The 20185-nt window shown below is 70.4% G+C and carries 19 protein-coding genes; 15 read left to right on the plus strand and 4 right to left on the minus strand.

The features are described from left to right. Window positions 1-86: 86 nt before the first annotated feature. Together JMO03_RS15620 and JMO03_RS15625 are read right to left on the minus strand one after the other, a co-directional pair. Window positions 87-2459, minus strand: a complete 2373-nt coding sequence (locus JMO03_RS15620; RefSeq protein ID WP_202844671.1) for a 3-hydroxyacyl-CoA dehydrogenase/enoyl-CoA hydratase family protein — start codon at window positions 2457-2459, stop codon at window positions 87-89. Window positions 2460-2489: 30 nt separating this feature from the next. Next, on the minus strand, window positions 2490-3110 hold the full coding sequence (locus JMO03_RS15625) for a TetR/AcrR family transcriptional regulator (protein ID WP_202844672.1): 621 nt from the start codon (window positions 3108-3110) through the stop codon (window positions 2490-2492). Window positions 3111-3307: 197 nt separating this feature from the next. Between JMO03_RS15625 and ndk the strand changes: the two genes are divergently transcribed. The 11 genes from ndk to JMO03_RS15680 all read left to right on the plus strand — a co-directional run bounded on the left by ndk (window position 3308) and on the right by JMO03_RS15680 (window position 14374). After that, complete coding sequence (gene ndk / locus JMO03_RS15630) at window positions 3308-3733, plus strand: nucleoside-diphosphate kinase (RefSeq protein ID WP_202844673.1); 426 nt, start codon at window positions 3308-3310, stop codon at window positions 3731-3733. Window positions 3734-3743: 10 nt separating this feature from the next. Further along, on the plus strand, window positions 3744-4913 hold the full coding sequence (gene rlmN / locus JMO03_RS15635; protein WP_425491861.1) for a dual-specificity RNA methyltransferase RlmN: 1170 nt from the start codon (window positions 3744-3746) through the stop codon (window positions 4911-4913). Then, window positions 4900-5715 carry a tetratricopeptide repeat protein gene (locus tag JMO03_RS15640; RefSeq protein WP_238346234.1) on the plus strand — a complete coding sequence of 272 codons (816 nt, stop codon included), beginning with the start codon at window positions 4900-4902 and terminating at the stop codon, window positions 5713-5715. The genes rlmN and JMO03_RS15640 overlap by 14 nt, the downstream gene beginning before the upstream one ends. Then, on the plus strand, window positions 5712-6542 hold the full coding sequence (locus JMO03_RS15645) for a helix-turn-helix domain-containing protein (protein WP_202844675.1): 831 nt from the start codon (window positions 5712-5714) through the stop codon (window positions 6540-6542). The genes JMO03_RS15640 and JMO03_RS15645 overlap by 4 nt, the downstream gene beginning before the upstream one ends. A 107-nt stretch (window positions 6543-6649) precedes the next feature. Continuing rightward, window positions 6650-7282, plus strand: a complete 633-nt coding sequence (locus JMO03_RS15650; protein WP_202844676.1) for a YfgM family protein — start codon at window positions 6650-6652, stop codon at window positions 7280-7282. Further along, window positions 7282-8508 carry an outer membrane protein assembly factor BamB gene (gene bamB / locus JMO03_RS15655; RefSeq protein ID WP_202844677.1) on the plus strand — a complete coding sequence of 409 codons (1227 nt, stop codon included), beginning with the start codon at window positions 7282-7284 and terminating at the stop codon, window positions 8506-8508. Before JMO03_RS15650 ends, bamB begins: the two co-directional genes overlap by 1 nt. A gap of 260 nt (window positions 8509-8768) precedes the next feature. Then, window positions 8769-10169, plus strand: a complete 1401-nt coding sequence (gene der, locus JMO03_RS15660) for a ribosome biogenesis GTPase Der (protein ID WP_202844678.1) — start codon at window positions 8769-8771, stop codon at window positions 10167-10169. A 13-nt stretch (window positions 10170-10182) separates the two neighbouring features. Next, entirely contained in the window at window positions 10183-10776 is a 594-nt protein-coding gene (gene mobA, locus JMO03_RS15665) for a molybdenum cofactor guanylyltransferase (RefSeq protein WP_202844679.1), read from the plus strand. Between the two features lie 3 nt (window positions 10777-10779). Further along, window positions 10780-12006, plus strand: a complete 1227-nt coding sequence (locus JMO03_RS15670) for a molybdopterin molybdotransferase MoeA (protein WP_202844680.1) — start codon at window positions 10780-10782, stop codon at window positions 12004-12006. Window positions 12007-12044: 38 nt separating this feature from the next. Further along, on the plus strand, window positions 12045-13172 hold the full coding sequence (gene moeB, locus JMO03_RS15675; protein WP_202844681.1) for a molybdopterin-synthase adenylyltransferase MoeB: 1128 nt from the start codon (window positions 12045-12047) through the stop codon (window positions 13170-13172). Between the two features lie 152 nt (window positions 13173-13324). Further along, a complete protein-coding gene (locus tag JMO03_RS15680; protein WP_202844682.1) occupies window positions 13325-14374 on the plus strand; it encodes a DUF2272 domain-containing protein in 1050 nt (349 codons plus the stop codon). Between the two features lie 91 nt (window positions 14375-14465). Here JMO03_RS15680 and JMO03_RS15685 read toward each other — a convergent pair whose 3' ends face one another. Together JMO03_RS15685 and JMO03_RS15690 are read right to left on the minus strand one after the other, a co-directional pair. Further along, the gene (locus tag JMO03_RS15685) at window positions 14466-15233 is read right to left on the minus strand and encodes an alpha/beta hydrolase (RefSeq protein WP_202844683.1); all 768 of its coding nucleotides are present in this window, start codon (window positions 15231-15233) and stop codon (window positions 14466-14468) included. Window positions 15234-15239: 6 nt separating this feature from the next. Continuing rightward, complete coding sequence (locus tag JMO03_RS15690; protein ID WP_202844684.1) at window positions 15240-15545, minus strand: DUF1244 domain-containing protein; 306 nt, start codon at window positions 15543-15545, stop codon at window positions 15240-15242. A 68-nt stretch (window positions 15546-15613) separates the two neighbouring features. Here JMO03_RS15690 and folD point away from each other — a divergent pair, with 68 nt between their 5' ends. The 4 genes from folD (at window position 15614) to JMO03_RS15710 (ending at window position 20182) form a co-directional block, all read left to right on the plus strand. After that, entirely contained in the window at window positions 15614-16474 is an 861-nt protein-coding gene (folD, locus tag JMO03_RS15695) for a bifunctional methylenetetrahydrofolate dehydrogenase/methenyltetrahydrofolate cyclohydrolase FolD (RefSeq protein WP_202844685.1), read from the plus strand. A 71-nt stretch (window positions 16475-16545) separates the two neighbouring features. Continuing rightward, complete coding sequence (locus JMO03_RS15700; protein ID WP_202844686.1) at window positions 16546-17310, plus strand: cytochrome c oxidase subunit II; 765 nt, start codon at window positions 16546-16548, stop codon at window positions 17308-17310. Next, window positions 17307-19841, plus strand: a complete 2535-nt coding sequence (gene ctaD / locus JMO03_RS15705; protein WP_337926432.1) for a cytochrome c oxidase subunit I — start codon at window positions 17307-17309, stop codon at window positions 19839-19841. The genes JMO03_RS15700 and ctaD overlap by 4 nt, the downstream gene beginning before the upstream one ends. Further along, complete coding sequence (locus tag JMO03_RS15710; RefSeq protein ID WP_202844687.1) at window positions 19838-20182, plus strand: hypothetical protein; 345 nt, start codon at window positions 19838-19840, stop codon at window positions 20180-20182. Before ctaD ends, JMO03_RS15710 begins: the two co-directional genes overlap by 4 nt. Window positions 20183-20185 lie beyond the last annotated feature (3 nt).

Raw genomic sequence — 20185 nt, forward strand, 5'->3', positions numbered from 1 at the left:
ATTCGAAACGCGGGGGGTCTGGCAACGACAGTGTTGGCTTTTTCGCCTTTCCAATCACGAATCCCGAATCACGAACCACGGCTCTGTCAGTTGCGCAGAGGCTTGCCGGTCTTGAGCATGTGGCCGATGCGCGCCTGCGTCTTCTCCTGCTGCGCCAGTTCGACGAAGTGCTTGCGCTCCAGGCGAATCAGCCAGTCCTCGTCCACCAGCGCGCCGCGGTCGACCTCGCCGCCGCACAGCACGGTGGCGATGCGGGTGGCGACCTCGTCGTCGTAGGCGCTGATGAACCGGCCTTCGAGCATGTTCACCAGCAGCATGCGGAAGGTGGCGATGCCGACGTCGCCGGCGACGCGGATGTTTCGGGCGGGCAGGGGTGGGCGGTATCCGGTCTCCGCCAGGCCGCGCGCTTCGGCCCTGGCGATATGCAGCAGTTCATGGGCGTTGAAGACGACCTTGTCGCTGGTCCGCATCAGGCCCAGTTCGCGGGCCTCGACCGCCGAACTCGAGACCTTGGCCATGGCGACGGTTTCGAAGGTCTTCTTCAGCTCCGCGAACACGTCGCCGCCCGGACCTGCCGCCTGCGAGGCGCGTACCGCGATCTCCTTCAGCCCGCCCCCGGCCGGCAGCAGGCCGACGCCGGCCTCCACCAGTCCGATGTAGCTCTCGAGGTGCGCAACGGTGCGGGCGCTGTGCATCTGGAACTCGCAGCCTCCGCCGAGCGCCAGGCCACGCACCGCGGCGACCACCGGCACCAGCGAATACTTGATGCGCTGGCTGGTGGCCTGGAAGTTGGCCACCATCGCCTCGAACGCGTCGACCTTGCCGGCCTGCAGCAGGCCCAGCGCGCCGGCGAGGTCGGCGCCTGCCGAGAACGGCTCCTTCGGCTGCCAGATCACCAGGCCGGCGAATCTCCGCTCGGCGATGCCGATCGCCTCCTGCAGGCCGTCGAGCACCTGGTCGGAGACGGTATGCATCTTGGTCTTGAACGAGACCACGCCGATGTCGTCGCCGTCGGTCCACAGGCGCACGCCGTCGTTCTCGAACACCGTCTCGCCCTGCGGGAACGACTCGCCCAGCAGCGGATCGGGGAAGCGCTGGCGCTTGTAGACGGTCAGCGACGAGCGCGGCAGCTTGGCGTCCTGCTTCGGGCTGTAGCTGCCCTCGCCGGCATGCACGCCCTCGCGGCCGTCGAACACCCAGTCGGGCAGGGGGGCGCTGCTCATGGTCTTGCCGGCGACGATGTCGTCGGCGATCCACTGCGCCACCTGCTTCCATCCGGCCGCCTGCCAGGTCTCGAACGGGCCCAGCGACCAGCCGTAGCCCCAGCGGATGGCGAGATCGACATCGCGCGCGGTCTCGGCGATGTCCGCCAGGTGGTAGGCGCTGTAATGGAACAGATCGCGGAACACCGCCCACAGGAACTGCGCCTGCGGGTGCTCGCTTTCGCGCAGCTTCTGGAACTTCTCCGCGGGATTCTTCGTCTTGAGGATCTCGACCACCTCGTCGGCGGCCTTGCGGTCGGCCGGGCGATAGTCCTGCTTTTCCGTATCCAAGACCACGATGTCCTTGCCGACCTTGCGGAAGACGCCGGCACCGGTCTTCTGGCCCAGCGCGCCCTTGGCCACCAGCGCCTCGAGCCATTTCGGCGACCGGAAGTGGTCATGCCAAGGATCGTCCGGCAGGGTGTCGGCCATGGTCTTGATGACATGGGCCATGGTGTCGAGGCCGACCACGTCGGAGGTGCGATAGGTGGCCGACTTCGGCCGGCCGATCAGCGGCCCGGTCAGGGCATCGACCTCGTCGAAGCCCAGCCCGAATTCGGCGGTGTGGTGTGCGGTGGCGAGGATCGAGAACACGCCGATGCGGTTGCCGATGAAGTTCGGCGTGTCCCTGGCGTAGACCACGCCCTTGCCCAGGGTGGTGGTGAGGAACGCCTCGAGTCCTTCCAGCACGGCCTGGTCGGTGGTCCTCGCCGGGATCAGTTCGGCCAGGTGCATGTAGCGGGGCGGATTGAAGAAGTGCACGCCGCAGAACCGGTGGCGAAGTTCCTCGGGAAGAACATCCGCCAAGGCGTTGATTCCCAAGCCGGAGGTATTGCTGGCGAGGACCGCGTGGGCGGGCACGAATGGGACGATCCTGCGGTACAGGTCCTGCTTCCAGTCCATCCGCTCGGCGATCGCCTCGATGATGAGGTCGCAGTCGCGGAGCAGTTCCAGCCCGGTGTCGTAATTGGCCGGCACGATCGCCTCGGCCAGCGACTTGCCGGCGAGCGGGGCCGGGCTGAGCCTGGCCAGGCCGGCGAGCGCCTTGGTGACCACGCCGTTCGGATCGCCCTCCTTGGCGGGGAGGTCGAACAGGACCGTATCGACACCGGCATTGGTGAGATGCGCGGCGATCTGCGCCCCCATCACGCCAGCGCCCAGGACCGCGGCACGCCGTACAAGCAGTTTCTCAGACATGTTGTTCATCCACTTGTTCAAAAAAGAAAATCAAACCTGGAATCCCGCTGCGGCGAAGCGGATCAGCTCCTGTGCCGCGCGCGTCCGATGGGCGGCCTCGCTCGCACCCTGGGGCCGCTTGATCAGCCCGAAATCGGCCATGGCATAGGTCAGCGCGCCGCCCAGGAAGTCGAGTCGCCAGTACAGCTGTTCCTTGCCCAGGGCGGGCAGGCAGCCGGCGATCGCGCGCGCGAACTCGCGCTGCACATGGCCGTACTGGTCGGACAGGAACTTGCGCAGGCTGTCGTTCTTCTCGGCATAGGCACGCGCGATCACGCGGATGAAGGCGCCGCCGTGGCGATCCTGCGCCATGTCCAGCGCCGGTTCGACGAAGGCGGCGAGGATCGGCTCGAGTTCTCCCGGGCGCTCGGCCAGCGCTGCCTGCAGCCGCTCGAGCCGCTGCCCGCTCATCACGTCCATGCGCCGGCGGAAGACCTCGTTGACCAGGTTTTCCTTGCTGCCGAAGTGGTAGTTGACCGCGGCGATGTTGACGGCGGCGCGCGCGGTGACCTGCCGCAACGACGTCCCGGAGAACCCGTGCAGGGCGAACAGCTCCTCTGCGGCACCGAGGATCCGGTCCTTGGTCGAGAACTGCTGCGCGGTCACCGCCATCCTGCCTCCGGTCGCTCAATCAAACGCTTGTTTGATCTTAGGCGGAGTGGCGCGAGGGTGCAAATCCGGGCTGCTGCTTTGCCGCACAATCCGATAGAATTACCGCAGCCATATCGGCTAAACCCGCGTCCACACGCGGGTTTTTCCATGTTAATCTGGCCGTCTCCTGAGCGAGCGGCCCTGCCCGGAGAACGTCCATGGCGCTGGAGCGCACCCTTTCCATCATCAAGCCCGACGCGGTCGCGAAGAACGTGATCGGCGAGATCTATTCCCGTTTCGAGAAGGGCGGCCTGAAGGTCGTCGCCTCGAAGATGAAGCATCTCTCGCGCAAGGAAGCCGAAGGCTTCTACGCGGTGCACCGCGAACGTCCGTTCTTCAACGCGCTGGTCGAGTTCATGATCAGCGGCCCGGTGATGGTCCAGGTGCTCGAGGGCGAGGGCGCGGTGCTGAAGAACCGCGAACTGATGGGCGCGACCAATCCGAAGGAAGCGGCGGCCGGCACGATCCGCGCGGACTTCGCCGACAGCATCGATGCCAATGCTGTGCACGGGTCCGACTCGTCGGAGAACGCCGCGATCGAGATCGCGTACTTCTTCGCCAGTACCGAAGTGTTTCCCCGTTGAATCCCCGTTGATCCGACCCGTTGAAGTGACCGAAGTCGCAGCCAGCACGAAACGCAACCTGCTCGACCTCGATCGCGAGGGACTGGAGCGCTTCTTCGCCGACACCCTCGGCGAGAAGCGTTTCCGCGCCCACCAGGTGATGAAGTGGATCCATCACCGCCACGTCACCGGGTTCGAACAGATGACCGACCTGGGCAAGGCGCTGCGCGCCAAGCTCGAGGCGAACGCCGAGATCCGCGTGCCGCAGGTCCAGTTCGAGAAGCCCTCCGCCGACGGCACCCACAAGTGGCTGCTGGCGATGGACGGCAGCAATGCCATCGAAACCGTCTACATCCCCGACAAGGGGCGCGGAACGCTGTGCGTGTCCTCGCAGGTGGGATGCGCGCTCAACTGCCAGTTCTGCTCCACCGCCACCCAGGGCTTCAACCGCAACCTGTCCACCGCCGAGATCATCGGCCAGGTGTGGGTGGCGGCGCGCCACCTGGGCAATGTGCCGCACAAGCAGCGCAAGCTCACCAACGTGGTGATGATGGGCATGGGCGAGCCGCTCATGAACTTCGACAACGTCGTGCGCGCGATGAGCGTGATGCGTGACGACCTCGGCTACGGCCTGGCCAACAAGCGCGTGACGCTCTCGACCGCCGGCCTGGTGCCCATGATCGACAGGCTCGGCGAGGTGAGCGACGTGTCGCTGGCGGTGTCGCTGCACGCGCCCGACGACGAACTGCGCAGCGAGCTGGTGCCGCTCAACCGGAAGTACCCGATCGGCGAACTGATGGAATCGTGCGTGCGCTACGCGCAGCGCAAGCGCGGCGCATCGGTGACCTTCGAATACACGCTGATGAAGGACGTCAACGACCAGCCGCAGCATGCGCTGGGCTTGATCCGGCTGATGCGCGATTTCGACAACCGGCTGCAGATGAAGGACGCGGCCAAGGTCAACCTGATCCCGTTCAATCCGTTCCCGGGCACGCGTTTCGAGCGCCCGGACGATGCCGCGATCCGCCGCTTCCAGAAGCTGCTCAACGAGGCCGGGCGGATCGCGCCGGTGCGCCGGACCCGTGGCGACGACATCGACGCCGCCTGCGGCCAGCTCAAGGGCCAGGTGATGGACCGCACCCGGCGCCAAGCGGAATTCCGCAAGCGCCTGCAGGCCGGAGGCGTGGATGCGGCCGCTTGAACTGCTGCTGCTGGCGGCGGGCCTCGCCCTGCTGGCGACGGGCTGCTCGCGGCTGACGTTCGTCAAGCCGAGTGCGGAACGCAAGGGCATGGACCAGGTGGCGCCCGAGTACACCTTCCAGGAATCCGCCAGCGGGAAGGCCCGCATGCAGGCGCGTCGGCGGATCTCGGCCGCGGACCAGAAGCTCCGTGCGGGCGACCTGGACGGAGCTGCCGCCGAGGCCCGGGCGGCGCTCAAGGCCGATCCCTCCCTGCCGGAAGCGCACACCATGATGGCGCTGGTGGCCGGCCGCCAGGGCCGGCATGAGCTGGCCGGCCAGCATCACGCGGAGGCTGCGCGCGTGGCGCCCTCCGGGGCCACCTACAACAACTACGGCGCATGGCTGTGCGGCAACGGCCGGCCTGGCGAGGCCCTGCAGTGGTTCGACAATGCCCTGGGCGACCCGCGCTATGGCGACCGCGCCGGCGCGATGGCCAATGCCGGCGCCTGTGCGGCGAAGGCGGGGCAGTTCGATCGGGTCGAGCGCGACCTGCGCGCGGCGCTCGAAGTCGAGCCCACCAACGCGGTGGCGCTGGGCGCGATGGCAGAGGATGCCTTCCGTCGCGGACGCTTCCTCGAAGCCCGCGCGTTTTCCGAGCGCCGGCTCGCGGCGGCACAGGCGACGCCCGCCGCACTCGAATTGGCGTCACGAATCGAGGATAAACTCGGCGACAGCGTCGCCGCGGCCCGTTATGTTCGCCGCCTGAGGATGGAGTTTCCGCAGGCGGGGAACGCGCTTCCAGGGGAAAGCACCACACCATGACGTCTTCCGACCAGATGGCTGGCCTGAACGGCCGTGGCGACGGCGAACGCCTGCGCCTGGCGCGCGAGGCCGCGGGCCTCGAGATCGCGGAGGTGGCACGACGCCTGAAGATGCCGGTCAGGGTGATCGAATCGCTCGAGGCCGATGCCTGGGACCGGCTCGATGCCCCCGTGTTCGTCCGCGGCCAGTTGCGCAGCTATGCGCGCCTGCTGGGCGTGCGGATCGAGCAGGATCTGCCCATTGCGTCGGCGTCGGTGCCGATCGAGCCGGCGCGTCTCGAGCCGCGGACCTATACGCCGCCACTGCGCCGCGTCGCCGACAGGATGATGGGGCGCATGGTCTACATCGTGATCACCGCGCTGATCGCGGTGCCCGTGTGGATGGCCACGCGCTCGCACCTGGATTCGCAGATCAGGGTCGATGCCTCGCTCGACCTGCCCTCCAGTCCGGAGGCGAACGCGCAGCAGGCTCAGCCGGCCCCGGCTGTCGACCGCGGCCCGCGTCCGCTGGTGGCCTCGATGGCTTCGCTGCCGCAGCGGGCGGCGAAGCAGGGCGAACCCGTGCCGGCGCTGTCGTTGCGGTTTTCGGGCGACAGCTGGGTCGAGATCTTCGACGCCGACGGCGACGTGCTCGAACGCGGCCTGCTCAAGGCAGGCGAACGCCGCGATTTCGGCAGGGGCGAAGTCGGTCGCGTGGTGATCGGCAACGCCGATGCGGTGGAGGTGCGGGGCAACGACAGCGTTCAGGATCTGTCTGCCTTCCAGCGAGCGAACGTCGCGCGCTTTACGGTATCCTCTGACGGCTCCATCGCACCGGCCGGCCAGTAGCGCCGCGACCACCCGATGGAATGCGCGCCCGGCCCCGATGCCGGGCGTTCCCGATCGCTCCGCTTGTCCCGCCATCGGCCGCGGGCAGGACACACTGGCACTAGACGATGGCGTTGGATGAACTGCTCGACGAGCACGAACAAGGCGAGAAGGTCCGCGACTGGCTGAAGCAGAACAGCCTCGGCCTGGTGGGTGGGCTCGCGCTGGGACTGGCCCTGATCGGCGGCGGCAAGTGGTGGATGCAGCAGGCGCACCGGGAGCGGGTCGCGACCGGCGAAGCCTACGACGCGGTGCAGAGAACCCTGGAAGCGGGTGAGGTCGAGAAGGCCAGGGCCGACGCAGCATCGCTGGCGGGAACCGCCTATGCCGGGCTGGTCGCGCTCGACCTGGCCAAGGCCCAGCTCGACGCCGGCGATCGCGACGGGGCGATCGCTACGCTTCGCGCCGCCGGCAGCGAGGACCCGGGCCTGGCGGCGGTGATCCGGCAGCGCCTCGCGCGCCTGCTGGTGGACGCTGGGCAGGGCGAGCAAGCGTTGACGCTCCTCGCGGGGGTCGACGATGCCGCTTCGATCGAAACGCGCGGTGACGCGCGCTTCGCGCTCGGACGGTCCGACGAAGCCCGCAAGGATTACGAGGAAGCGCTGCGAAAGCTCGATGTCGCCGCGCCGCAGCGCCGGTTGCTCGAACTGAAACTGGCCCAAACCGGCGGCACGCCGGAAACGACGGGAACCGAATCCTGATGAAGCTCGACAGCATCGCGCCGGGCGCAGCACAACCCGGCAGGCGGATCCGCGCCGGCCGCACCCTCGTCGTGCTCGCCTGCGTGTTCGCGCTGGCCGGCTGCAGCACCGTCCGGGGCTGGTTCGGTGGCGACGGCGAGAAGGCCGCGGCGAAGAAGGCGTCCGAACCTGCCGAACTGGTCGAATTCGCGCCTTCGGCGACCGTGTCCCGACTGTGGTCGGCCAAGGCCGGCAAGGGCGAGAATCGCCTGGGCGTGCGCCAGTCGCCGGCGATCGCCGATGGTCGCGTCTACGCGGCGGCCGTGGACGGCGGGGTGCGTGCGTTCGACCTGCAGTCGGGTGCCACGGTGTGGCAGTACGCGTCCGACCTGAGGCTCAGTGGCGGCCCTGGCGTCGGCGATGGCCTGGTGGTGGTCGGCAGCCTGCAGGGCGAAGTGGTCGCGCTCGACGCGGCCACCGGCGCCGAACGCTGGCAGGCGAAGGTTCCCAACGAGGTCATCTCCGCGCCTGCGATCGGGCAGGGCCTGGTGTTCGTGCGCTCCAACGACGGACGCGTGACTGCGTTCGACGCCACCAGCGGCGAGCGGCGATGGTTCTGGACCAAGGAATTGCCGACGCTGACCGTGCGTGGAAACGACAGTCCCGTGCTTGGCCCGGGCTTCGTGTTCGTCGGCAATGACGACGGCACCCTGGCCGCGTTGGCGATCGCCGATGGTCGCCAGTTGTGGGACGTGCCGGTGGCACAGCCGGACGGGCGTACCGAACTCGACCGGATGGCCGACGTCGATGGCACGCCGGTGCTCGATGGCACGGTGCTGTATGCGAGCAGCTACAAGCAGGCGACCCTGGCCATCGATGCGCCCAGCGGCCGCCCGATCTGGGGCAGCGACCGCGGCGGCTCCTCCCGTCCGGGCCTGGCGATCGACAAGCTGGTGGTGTCCGACCGCAATGGCTCGGTGTGGGGACTGGACCGCAGTTCGGGCAGTGCCAGCTGGGAGCAGCCGGCACTGGCGCGCCGCGGCCTGGGCGGCGTGGCGATCCATGGCGATTACGCGGTGGTCGGCGACTTCGAGGGCTATCTGCACTGGCTGCGCCTGGACAACGGCGAGTTCGCCGCGCGCGAACGCGCCGGCCGTGACGCGATCAAGGGCGCGCCGGTGGTGGCCGATGGCGTGCTAGTCGTGCAGAACGTGGACGGCGACCTGACGGCCTGGCGGGTGCAGTAACCGCTGGCGGCAGCCGGAGGCGGTCCATCCGGCGCCGGTGTCGGCGCCGTTCAGGGCGCTGCCGCACCGAACGGTCCGGCGGCGAGCATGCGCCTGATGCGGTTGTGGACGGCTGCGGCCCTTACGTTGCGGACGCAGCGGTGGCGGCGTAGCTTGCCTGTGAGCCAATCTCCCGGCCTCGCGCCCGCGCGTGCGCCGTTTCCGCGAACGACGCGCCCGCACGCGTTACGCTTCCTTTCCCGAGTCCGTACCCGGTCGCCATGCTTCCTTCCGTCGCCCTCGTGGGCCGTCCCAACGTCGGCAAGTCGACGCTGTTCAACGCGTTGACCCGCACCCGCGACGCGCTGGTGCACGACGAGCCGGGGGTCACCCGCGACCGCCATTACGGCGTCTGCCGCCTCGAGGGGCAGCGGCCGTTCGTGGTCGTGGACACCGGCGGCATCGCCGGCGACGAGGAGGGGCTGGCCGGGGCCACCGCGCGGCAGTCGCGCGCCGCCGCGGAAGAGTCCGACCTGGTCCTGTTCGTGGTCGACGGCCGCGAAGGCGCCTCCTCGCTCGACGACGAGATCCTGCGCTGGCTGCGCAAGGCGGGGCGACCGGTCCTGCTGGTGGTCAACAAGACCGACGGCCTCGACGCGCGCGCCGCGCTCGCCGAGTTCGCGCGCTACGGGTTCGCCGACACCCTGGCGGTGTCGTCCGCGCACCGCCAGGGCATCGACGAGCTGTTCGACACGATCCTCGAGCGCCTGCCCGCCGACAGCGACGCCGATGTGCCGGAAGTCGATCCCGAGCGCGTGCGCATCGCCTTCGTCGGCCGCCCGAACGTGGGCAAGTCGACCCTGGTCAACCGCATCCTCGGCGAGGAACGGATGATCGCCTCCGACGTGCCGGGCACCACCCGCGACTCGATCGCGGTCGACCTCGAGCGCGACGGTCGCAAGTACACCCTGATCGATACCGCAGGCCTGCGCCGCAAGGGCAAGGTCGAGGCGGCGGTGGAGAAGTTCTCGATCATCAAGACCCTGCAGGCGATCGAGCACTGCCAGGTCGCGGTGATCATGATCGACGCCACCGAGGGCGTGACCGAGCAGGACGCGAGTGTGCTCGGGGCGGTGCTCGACGCCGGCCGCGCGCTGGTGGTGGCGATCAACAAGTGGGACGGCCTGAGCAGCTACCAGCGCGAGCAGACCGAGGCGCTGCTGTCGCGCAAACTCGCCTTCGTGCAGTGGGCCGAGGCGGTGCGGATCAGCGCCGCGCACGGCTCGGGGCTGCGCGAGCTGTTCAAGGCGATCCACCGCGCGCATGCGTCGGCGACGCGGCAGTTCAGCACCGCCGAGGTCACCCGCGCGCTCGAGATCGCCTACGAGGCCAGTCCGCCGCCGGTGGTGCGCGGGCACGTGGCCAAGCTGCGCTTCGCCCATCCGGGCGGCGAGAACCCGCCGACCTTCGTCGTCCACGGTACGCGCCTGCGCACGCTGTCGGCGACCTACACGCGCTACCTCGAGAATTTCTTCCGCAAGCGCTTCAAGCTGGTCGGCACGCCGGTGAAGTTCGTGTTCAAGGAAGGCGAGAATCCTTACAAGGACAAGAAGAACGTGCTGACCGAGCGCCAGGTGGCGAAGAAGAAGCGGCTGATCCGCCACGTCAAGCGCGGCCGCTAGGATCGGGGACTCGATGGACAGTTCCGCCGCTATCGCGCGCAGCGGGATCACCCTGGGCATCCTCGCCGGCGGGAGTGCGCTGCGCCTGGGAGGTCGCGACAAGGCATGGCTGATGCGCGACGGGGAGCCACAGGTGCTGCGTATCGCGAAACGGTTCGAGGATGGAACGGCGGCGGTTCTGGTCAGCGCGAACGCGGGGCTGGATCGTTACGCGGATGCGGGCCTGGCTGCCGTGCGCGACCGCAGCGCCGGTGCCGGGCCGCTCTCCGGCCTCGACGCGCTCGCCGCGGCCTGTCGCACGCCGTGGCTGCTCACGCTCCCGGTCGACCTCGTCGATGCCGGCGATAACCTGCCGCGGACGCTCGCGGCGGGGCGCCATGCGGACGGCGCCCGCGCCCGGGACGACGACGGTCCGCAGCCATTGGTGGCGCTATGGCGCGTCGCCGCGTTGCGCGAGGCCGCGATCGCCGCGCTTGCGGCGGGGGAGTTCGCCGTGCATGCGCTGCAGGCGCGGCTCGACCTCGCCGAGGTCCCCCTGGCGGGGGTCCGCTTCGGCAACCTCAACACGCCCGACGACCTGCGTGCAGCCGGCATCGGGAACCACTGAGGCATGGCCAGCGACGCCTTCCCGACCAGGATCGCCTACGCCGAGGCGCTCGCGATCGTGTCGCGCGTCGCGCGCGAGCGACGGCTCGCCGTCGAACACATCGCGCTCGCGCGGGCGCATGGCCGGGTGCTGGCCACCGATGCGAGCGCGCGGATCGCGATGCCGGCCTTCGACAATTCGGCGATGGACGGCTTCGCGCTGCGCCATGCCGACCTGCTGCCCGGCGAAACGCTCCTGGCGCTGCGCGGCGAACAGTTCGCGGGCGGTCCTGCCGCACCGGTGGTGGGTGCCGGCGAATGCGTGCGCATCACCACCGGCGCGCCACTGCCCGCAGGCAGCGACACGGTGGTGATCAAGGAACACACCCGCATCGAAGGCGGGAACGTACGCGTGCTGCAGGCGCCCGCCGCTGGCAGCCACGTCCGCCATCGCGGCGAGGACGTGCGCCAGGGCGACCTGCTGGCGGCGGCCGGCGAGGCGCTGGCCTCGGCGCGGGTCGCGCTGCTCGCAGGGCAGGGCATCTCCGGAATCGACGTGGCGCGGCGCCCCACGGTGGCGGTGTTCTCCACCGGTGACGAACTGGTCGAGCCGGGCCTGCCGCTGGCGCATGGCCAGGTCTACGACTCCAACCGCGAACTGTTGATGGGCCTGCTCCGCGCCGAGGGGCTGGAACCGGTGGCCTGGCCGACGCTGCCCGACGATCCCGCCACGATCGAGTCGGCGCTGCGTCACGCGGGCGAGGCCTTCGACCTGGTGCTGACCTGCGGCGGCGTGTCGGCCGGAGAGAAGGATCACCTGCCGGCGCTGCTGCAGCGGCGCGGCCGCGTGCATTTCTGGAAGGTGCGGATGCGCCCGGGAATGCCGGTGCTGTTCGCCGACGGCGGCACGCTCGGGCCGGCGTTGTTCCTCGCACTGCCGGGCAACCCGGTGTCGGTGCTCGCCACCTGGTTCGCGCTGGCACGGCCGCTGCTGGACGGGTTGCAGGGGCGGGCGCCGCGCAAGGCCTGGCGCGCGCGCCTGGCGGCGCCATGGCGCAAGCGCCATGAGCGGCTCGAATTCCTGCGCGGCCGGCTCGCCAGCGCCGATGACGGCACGCTCGAGGTCGAGCCCGATCCCGCCGACGGTTCCCACCGGATGCGCTCGGCCGCCGACGCCGACGCCCTGATCGTGCTCGAAGAGGGCGAGCGCGACTACCCGCGGGGCAGCGTGGTCGACGTGTTGCCGTACTGAGTTCCCCAGCGGCGGCCGGCGGCGCCATAATCGGCGGCATGGGCAAGGAGATCACGCCGCGGGAAGCGAACTACCGGATCGCGCAGGGCGCGCTGCTGGTGGACGTGCGCGAGGACCACGAGCGCGAACTGGGCATGGCGCAGGGCGCGGTCGGCGTCGCACGCAGCGAACTCGAGCAGGCGCCGCACCGGTTCATCACGCGCCCGGACCTCGAGGTGCTGCTGATCTGCCAGAGCGGCGGCCGTTCGATGCTGGCGGCCGAGCAGTTGCAGCGGCTGGGCTACCAGCGCGTCACCTCGGTGCGCGGCGGCACCCTGATGTGGCAGGCCGAGGGCTTTCCGATGACCCGGCCGGAGGAGCTGGTCGACGAGGATTTCCACGAGCGCTACTCGCGCCACCTGCGCCTGTCCGAGATCGGGGCGCGCGGCCAGCGCCGGCTGGAGGCGGCCAGCGTGGTGGTCGTGGGCGCCGGCGGCCTGGGGTCGCCGACGGCGTTCTACCTGGCCGCGGCCGGGGTCGGGCACCTGCGGCTGGTGGACGACGACGTGGTCGACCGCAGCAACCTGCAGCGCCAGATCCTGCACGTCGACGCCGACACCGGCGTGTCCAAGGTGGAATCGGCGCACACGCGGCTGTCGGCGCTCAATCCGCGGGTGGCCATCGACCCCGTCGCCGAGCGCCTGGATTCGGCCAATGTCGAGCGGCTGATCGCCGATGCGGACGTGGTGATCGATGGCGGCGACAACTTCCCGGTGCGCTACCTGCTCAACGACGCCTGCGTACACCTGGGCAAGCCGCTGGTCTACGGCGCGGTACATCGGTTCGAAGGGCAGGTCGGCGTGTTCGACGCCGGGCGCCAGCGCGGCCGTGCGCCGTGCTATCGCTGCCTGTTCCCGGCGCCGCCGCCGCCCGAGGCCGCGCCCAACTGCAGCGAGGTCGGCGTGCTCGGCGTGCTGCCGGGCGTGATCGGCACGCTGCAGGCGACCGAGGCGCTCAAGCTGCTGCTGCACATCGGCGAACCGCTGGCCGGGCGCCTGCTGCATTTCGATGCGCTGGCGATGCGCTTCCGCGAGACGCGGCTGGCGCCGGATCCGGACTGTCCGCTGTGCGCACCAGGGATCCCGTTCCCGGGGTACATCGACTACGCCGCGTTCTGCGCCGGATGACGCTCGCCCGCGTGCGAACGGCCGGGCGCCGCACGACGAGGCCAGGCGCCGGTGCGCCGCATCCCGCGCGTTTCACGCCGGTTGCTGCACGATGCGTGTCGTCGTCTCGCCGTCGCCTGACCGGTTGCCTTATGCCCGCGCGGTTTCCCTGCTTGCCCATCGTCGTGTTGCTGCTGTGCGCGTGGATGTTGCCGGTCCCGGCCGCGGCCGCCGACCCCTGCCTGAACCTGCCTGCGCAGGCGATCCAGGGCATCGAGGTTTCTGCGCGCATCGCGGCGGCGGCCTGCGAGGAACACAGGCAGTGGTACCGCCCCCTGATCGACATCGATGGCCGGATCGGGTCGATGAAGGTCCGTGAGGCCGAGCGCGCGCGGCTGGCGGGTGGCGAGCCGGCCTGGCAGCGCGTGATCGAGTACTGGCGCGGCAGCGGCCTGCTCTGGCAGGCGGGGGCGGGCGACTGCGCCTACGGCGACATGCCGACGCCGTCGTGTCGCGCGTTCGTGGTCGACACCCCATGGTCGGCGGCATTCGTCTCCTGGGTGATGCGGCGGGCCACGGTGCCCGGTTTCGACGGCTCGGCCAGCCACCTGAACTATGTCCGCCGCGCCTATCGCGAACCGTTCCTCAGTCCCTACCGGGTGGCCAACCCGCTCGCCGCCCAGGTGCGGACGGGCGACATGCTCTGCTACGTGCGCGGCACCGCGCGCACCTACGGCTTCGGCGAGCTGGCGACCCTGCTCAGCGGTAACGAACCGGGCCTGGCCATGCATTGCGACGTGGTGGTAGGCATCGGCGTCGGCGCCGACCATGCGCGCAGCGCGTACCTGGTCGGCGGGAATGTCTACGACGCCGTGGCCATGCGCCGGCTGCGGCTGACCCCGGGCGACCGCTTCGACCGGTTGCCGATGCGGCTGGCGAGCGATCCGGAATGCTCTCCCGAGAGCGCCTACGCCTGCGACCTCAACCGGCAGGACTGGTCTGTCCTGCTGCAGCTGCGCCCGGCGGAGGAACTGACGGCGCTGCCTGCGGCGCCGTCGATGCCGGTGCCCTCGACGTTCCGCGCGCCGCTGTCGCGGACGGCCGTGCCGGCCGCGGGACGGGCGCTGCCCTCCGTGGACGCCGCGCCGCAACCCAGGTGCTGCAATCATTGCGACCCGGAAGTCGGGCTGCCGCGCTGCCCGGTGGCTCCCGTCCGCCCCTGAGGCTCCGGCGGGAATCCGTGTTCACGGCGCCAGGGCGCTGCTTCGCGAGCATCGGTGCTGGCGTTGGCAGCGGGGCGGGCATCGTCAACGCTCAGCGGATGAACGCCACCAGGGCCTCGCCATACGCCGGGAACGTCTGCAGGTCGTTGTGCCCGGCCGCCTCGATCGACACCACGCGGGCTTGGGGCAGCACGTGCAGCAGCGCATCCGTGTTCGCCGCCGGGATCACCTCGTCGCGGCCGGCGCGCACCACCAGCGCCGGCCGCCGGTAGCCCCGCAGCTCGTCGCCGGCCGGGTAGCGCTCGCGCATGAGCCAGCGCACCGGCAGCCAAGGGTAGTGCGCCTGCGCGACCCGGGCGAGGCTGTCGAAGGGCGTGACCAGCACCAGCCGGTCGACCGGGCGGCGCGCGGCGACATGGGCGGCGATGCCGCTGCCGAGGCTGCGGCCGATCGCGGAAACCGGCCGCCCCGGATGACGCGCCTGCACGTCGTCGAAGAAGGCGAGCGCATCGTCCAGCAGCTCGGAAGCCGCGGGCGTACCGTCGCTGGCGCCATAACCCCGGTAGGCGAGCAGGTACACACTGTGGCCCGGGAACCAGCGCGCGAAATCCCCGGCGTTGGCCTGCACCGCCTCGGCGTTGCCGCCGAAATAGACGATGGCCGCCGGTTGGCCCGGATTGACGATCCAGCCGCGCAGGGTGACGTCGTCGCGGTCGAGCGCGTAATCGGTGCCGGCGCGCGGAGCGTGCGTGTCATCCGGCAGGTAGACCAGCTTGCGCTGCGCAAGGAACAGCATCGCGCACAGCGCGACGTAGGCCAGCACCGGCACCAGCAGCAGGGTCACCAGCATCCGGCGCATGGATCCTCAGCCGTGGCGCTGGCGCGCGGCCTCGAACGCGGCGAGCTGCCCGGGCGTCGCCTCGCGCTGGTGCCTGGCCTTCCAGTCGGCGAACGGTTCGCCGTAGACCGCCTCGCGCGCCTCGTCGCGGGTCATGGCGATGCCGTGCGCCTGCGCGGCGTCGCGGTACCAGTCGGCCAGGCAGTTGCGGCAGAAACCGGCGAGTATCATCAGGTCGATGTTCTGCACGTCCGGCCGCGCCTCCAGCAGGTGCCGGCGCAAGCGGCGGAACACGGCGGCCTCGATGTGCACGGTGTCGGCATCGGTGTCCATGGCTCGCTCCTTGGCTGCGACGGGGTCCGTGAGACAATACGCGCTCCCGATTCCGCCTTCCACGCCGCATGACCGCACGCATCCTCGACGGCAAGCGCATCGCCGATTCCCTGCTCGACGAGCTGCGCCTGCGGGTCGACGCACGGGTCGCGGCGGGGCGGGCGCGACCGGGCCTGGCGGTGGTGCTGGTGGGCAGCGATCCGGCCTCGCAGTCGTACGTGCGCAACAAGCGCCGCGCGGCCGAGAAGGTCGGCATCCAGGCGTTCGATTTCGACCTGCCGGCCGGCACCGGCGAGGCCGAGCTGCTCGACCTGATCGACCGGCTCAATGCCGATCCGGCGGTGCACGGCATCCTGGTGCAGTTGCCGCTGCCGGGCGTCGCCGATGCGACCCGGCTGATCCACCGCATCGATCCGCACAAGGACGTCGACGGCTTCCACCCCGAGAACGTCGGCCACCTGGCGCTGCGCCAGTTCGGCCTGCGGCCGTGCACGCCGCGCGGAATCACCACATTGCTGGCCTACACCGACCGCCCGGTGCGGGGTTGCAGTGCGACCATCGTAGGGGTCAGCAACCATGTCGGGCGGCCGATGGCGCTGGAGCTGCTGATCGCCGGTTGCACGGTCACCAGCTGCCACAAGTTCACCCCGCACGACGTGCTGCGTCGGCACGTGGGCGAGGCCGACATCCTGGTGGTTGCGGTCGGCCGGCCGGGCCTGGTCCCGGGCGAGTGGGTGAAGCCGGGCGCGGTGGTGATCGACGTGGGCATCAATCGCCTCGACGACGGCCGCCTGACCGGCGACGTCGGATTCGCCGCCGCGGCCGGACGCGCCAGCTGGATCACGCCGGTGCCGGGCGGGGTGGGGCCGATGACGGTGGCGACGCTGATGCAGAACACGCTCGAGGCTGCCGAGGCCGCCGAAGGCTGATGTCGGCGCCGACGCGTCGGCAGGCTCGCAGGGATTTCACGACGGCCGCGCCAGACTGGCGCTTCCTGCGCATGTCCGCAGCCACGCCGCTACCCCGGAGGACAGGAATCATCGTCGCTCACTGGCGCGCAATCCGCTGGCCGGCCTGCGCGGCACCCGCCGCACCCCTGGCGACCGCCTGCCGCGGGCCGCAGTCCGCGCTCGACCCGGCCGGACCCGCGGCGGACGCCATCGCCACCAGCTGGTGGTTGATGTTCGGCGCCGGGAGCGCCGCCTGGGCCATGGTGGTGGTGCTGGCGCTGCTGGCGATGCGACCCGGACGCGCGTTGACACCGCGCGCGGGCACGCAGCTGATCGTCGGCGGCGGCGTGGTGCTGCCGACCGTGCTGCTGGCGGCATTGCTGGTGTACGGCACGCTGGCGAGCGACCGGGTGACCGGGCGTGGCGAGGATGCCGCCCACGTGGTGCGCGTCACCGCGCGCCAGTGGCATTGGGAATTCGAGTACCTCGACCGCGACGGCATCGCGCGCGCGGCGTCGGTCGACCGGCTGGCCTTGCCGCTGGGCGAGATGGTCGAGTTCCACATCGAGAGCATAGACGTGATCCACAGCTTCTGGATCCCGCGCCTGGGCGGCAAGGTCGATGCGATCCCCGGCCGCACCAACCTGCTGCGCCTGCGCGCGGACCGCGCCGTCCCGATGCGCGGGCAGTGCGCCGAATTCTGCGGGCTGGAGCACGCGCGGATGGCGTTCCGCGTCGACGTGCTGGACGCGCGCGCATACCGGGCCTGGCTGCGTGAGAACGCGGTCGCAGCCGATGGCGGGGCGGCGCGGTGAGCCGCAAGCCGAGCGACGCGCGGCCGATCGACGCCGGAGAGAATGCGCGGCGCCTCGATGCGCTGGCGCGCATCTGGGCCAACGGTCCCGGGCTCGCCGGCCAGCTGACCGCGGTCAACCACGGCACGATCGCGGTGCGCTTCATCGTCACCGGCTTCGCCTTCCTGCTGGTGGGCGGCCTGCTGTCGATGTTCATCCGCCTGCAGCTGGCCTGGTTCGATGCGGAGGTGCTCGACCCGGCGCGCTACGCCCAGTTCGTGACCCTGCACGGCACGACCATGATGTTCCTGTTCGCGGTGCCGATCATGGAAGGCTTCGCGATGTACCTGCTGCCGAAGATGATCGGCGCGCGCGACCTGCCGTTCCCGCGGCTGAGCGCGTTCGGCTGGTGGTGCTATCTGTTCGGTGGGCTGTTCCTGTATTCGAGCCTGCTGTTCGACGCGGCGCCCGATGGCGGCTGGTTCATGTACGTGCCGTTGACCGACGCCACGTTCTCGCCCGGCAAGGGCCCCGATTTCTGGCTGATCGGCGTGACCTTCGCCGAGATCGCGGCGGTGACGGCGGCGGTGGAACTGATCGTGGCGGTGCTGGTCACTCGGGCGCCAGGCATGGACATCCGGAAGATGCCGCTGTTCGCCTGGGCGATCCTGGTGACGGCCTTCATGATCGCGCTCGGGTTCCCGCCGCTGATCATGGCCAGCATCCTGCTCGAACTGCAGCGGGCGTTCGGCTTCGTGTTCTTCGACCCCGCGCTCGGTGGCGACCCGTTGCTGTGGCAGCACCTGTTCTGGCTGTTCGGGCATCCCGAGGTGTACATCATCTTCCTGCCGGCGGCGGGCATGGTGTCGATGGTGGTCCCGACCTTCGCGCGGCGCCCGGTGGTGGGCTATTCGTGGATCGTGCTGGCGCTGGTGGCCACCGGCTTCCTCAGCTTCGGGTTGTGGGTGCACCACATGTTCGCGGTCGGCATCCCGCTGCTGGCGCTGGGGTTCTTCAGCGCGGCGAGCATGGCGGTGGCGATCCCCACCGCGATCCAGGTATTCGCCTGGATCGCGACGCTGTGGTCGGGGCGGCCCTGGCTGCGGCTGCCGATGCTGCACATCTTCGGCTTCTTCGTGGTGTTCGTGCTCGGCGGGCTGACCGGGGTGATGCTGGCCTTCGTGCCGTTCGACTGGCAGGCGCACGACACCCACTTCGTGGTCGCGCACCTGCACTACGTGCTGATCGGCGGGATGATGTTCCCGCTGTTCGCGGGCCTGTACTACTGGCTGCCGCTGGCGAGCGGGCGGATGCCGTCGGAGAGCACCAGCCGCATGGCGTTCTGGCTGGTGTTCATCGGCTTCAACCTGACCTTCCTGCCGATGCACCTGACCGGGCTGCTGGGGATGCCGCGGCGCGTCTACACCTACTCGCCGGAGCTGGGCGTGGAGTGGCTCAACCTGCTGTCGACGGCGGCGGGGTTCGTGCTGGCGGTGGGCATCGTGGCGATCCTGGTGGATGCCGCGCTGTGCTTCGTGCACGGACGTCGCGGCCGCGCCAACCCCTGGCGCGCCGGCACGCTCGAATGGGCCTTGCCGGTGCCGGTGCCGAACTACAACTTCGCATCGATCCCGGTGGTGACGGACCTGTATCCGCTCTGGGGCGACCGCGGGCTTGCGGCGCGCTGCGCGCGTACCGACGGCTGGCTGGGCAACCCCGCGAGCGGGCGCCGCGAGCTGCTCGGCACGGGGCTGGTGTCGGCGCGTCCGGAGCAGGTGGTATTCCTGTCGGGGTCGTCATGGCTGCCGCTGGCCTGCGCGCTGGTGATCACGCTGCTGCTGGCGTTGTTCATTTCGGGACACTACCTGCTCTCTGCCGCCTGCCTGCCACCGCTGCTGGCGCTGTTCGTCGCATGGGCATGGACCACGGGCCATCGCCACGCACCGGCGCGCGCGGACGCGGGGCAGGGCACCCGGCTGGCCTCGCAGTACGCCAGCCGCAACGCGCCGGGCTGGTGGGCGGTGGTGGCGACGCTGCTGATCGTCGGTTCGCTGTTCGCGTCGCTGGTGTTCGCCTACTTCTACCTGTGGCTCGGGTCGGAAACCTGGCCGCCGCCCGGGCAGGGGTCGGCCGTTCTGGGCGTTGCGCAGGCCTGGCCGCTGGCGCTGCTGGCCGTGGCAGGGCTGGCGGGATGGCGCGCGACGCGCGCCGTGCACGCGGGTCGCGTGCGACACGCCGTCGTGGCCATGGGCCTGGCCGCGACGGCGGCGGCTGCGTTCGCGTGCCTGCACCCGGCCGCGCTGGCCGGCGTGGTGGGCGCGCCGCAGTCTCATGCGTACGCGGCGGTGGCGTGGACGCTGGCAGGTTACTGCGCCGCGCACATGGCGGTCGCGTCGCTGCTGTGCGGGCACGTCGCCGCGCGGGTGGCGCGGGGCCATGTGGACGTCGAGCGCGACCTCGAATGGCGGGTCGCGCATGCATTCCTGCGCTACGCGCTGGCGCAGGCGGCGATCGGATGGGGCGTGGTCCACCTGTTCCCGGTGCTGCAATGACTCCGACGACCCCGCGGCCGCGTCGTTTCAGCTGGATCGCCGCGCCGATGGCGGCATGGGCGCTGCATTTCGCAGCGGTCTACATCCTCCAGGGCCTGGGCTGCGCACGCGGCTGGGCGGACGGCTCGACCCGGATCGCCATGGGCGCGTCGACCGCGCTGGCGTTCGCCGCCGTGGCTTGGATCGGCACGCACGCCTGGCGGCGGCTGCGCGCGGCGGGCGATGCCGGCGAGACGCGCTTCGTGGCCCGGCTGGTGGCGATCCTGTCGCTGCTGGCGGCGCTGGCGATCGCATTCACCTCGCTTCCGATGTTCCTCCTGCTTCCCTGCGACCGGGGCTGATCC

It is taken from the genome of Luteimonas saliphila, from assembly GCF_016774335.1.
Lineage (GTDB): Bacteria > Pseudomonadota > Gammaproteobacteria > Xanthomonadales > Xanthomonadaceae > Luteimonas > Luteimonas saliphila.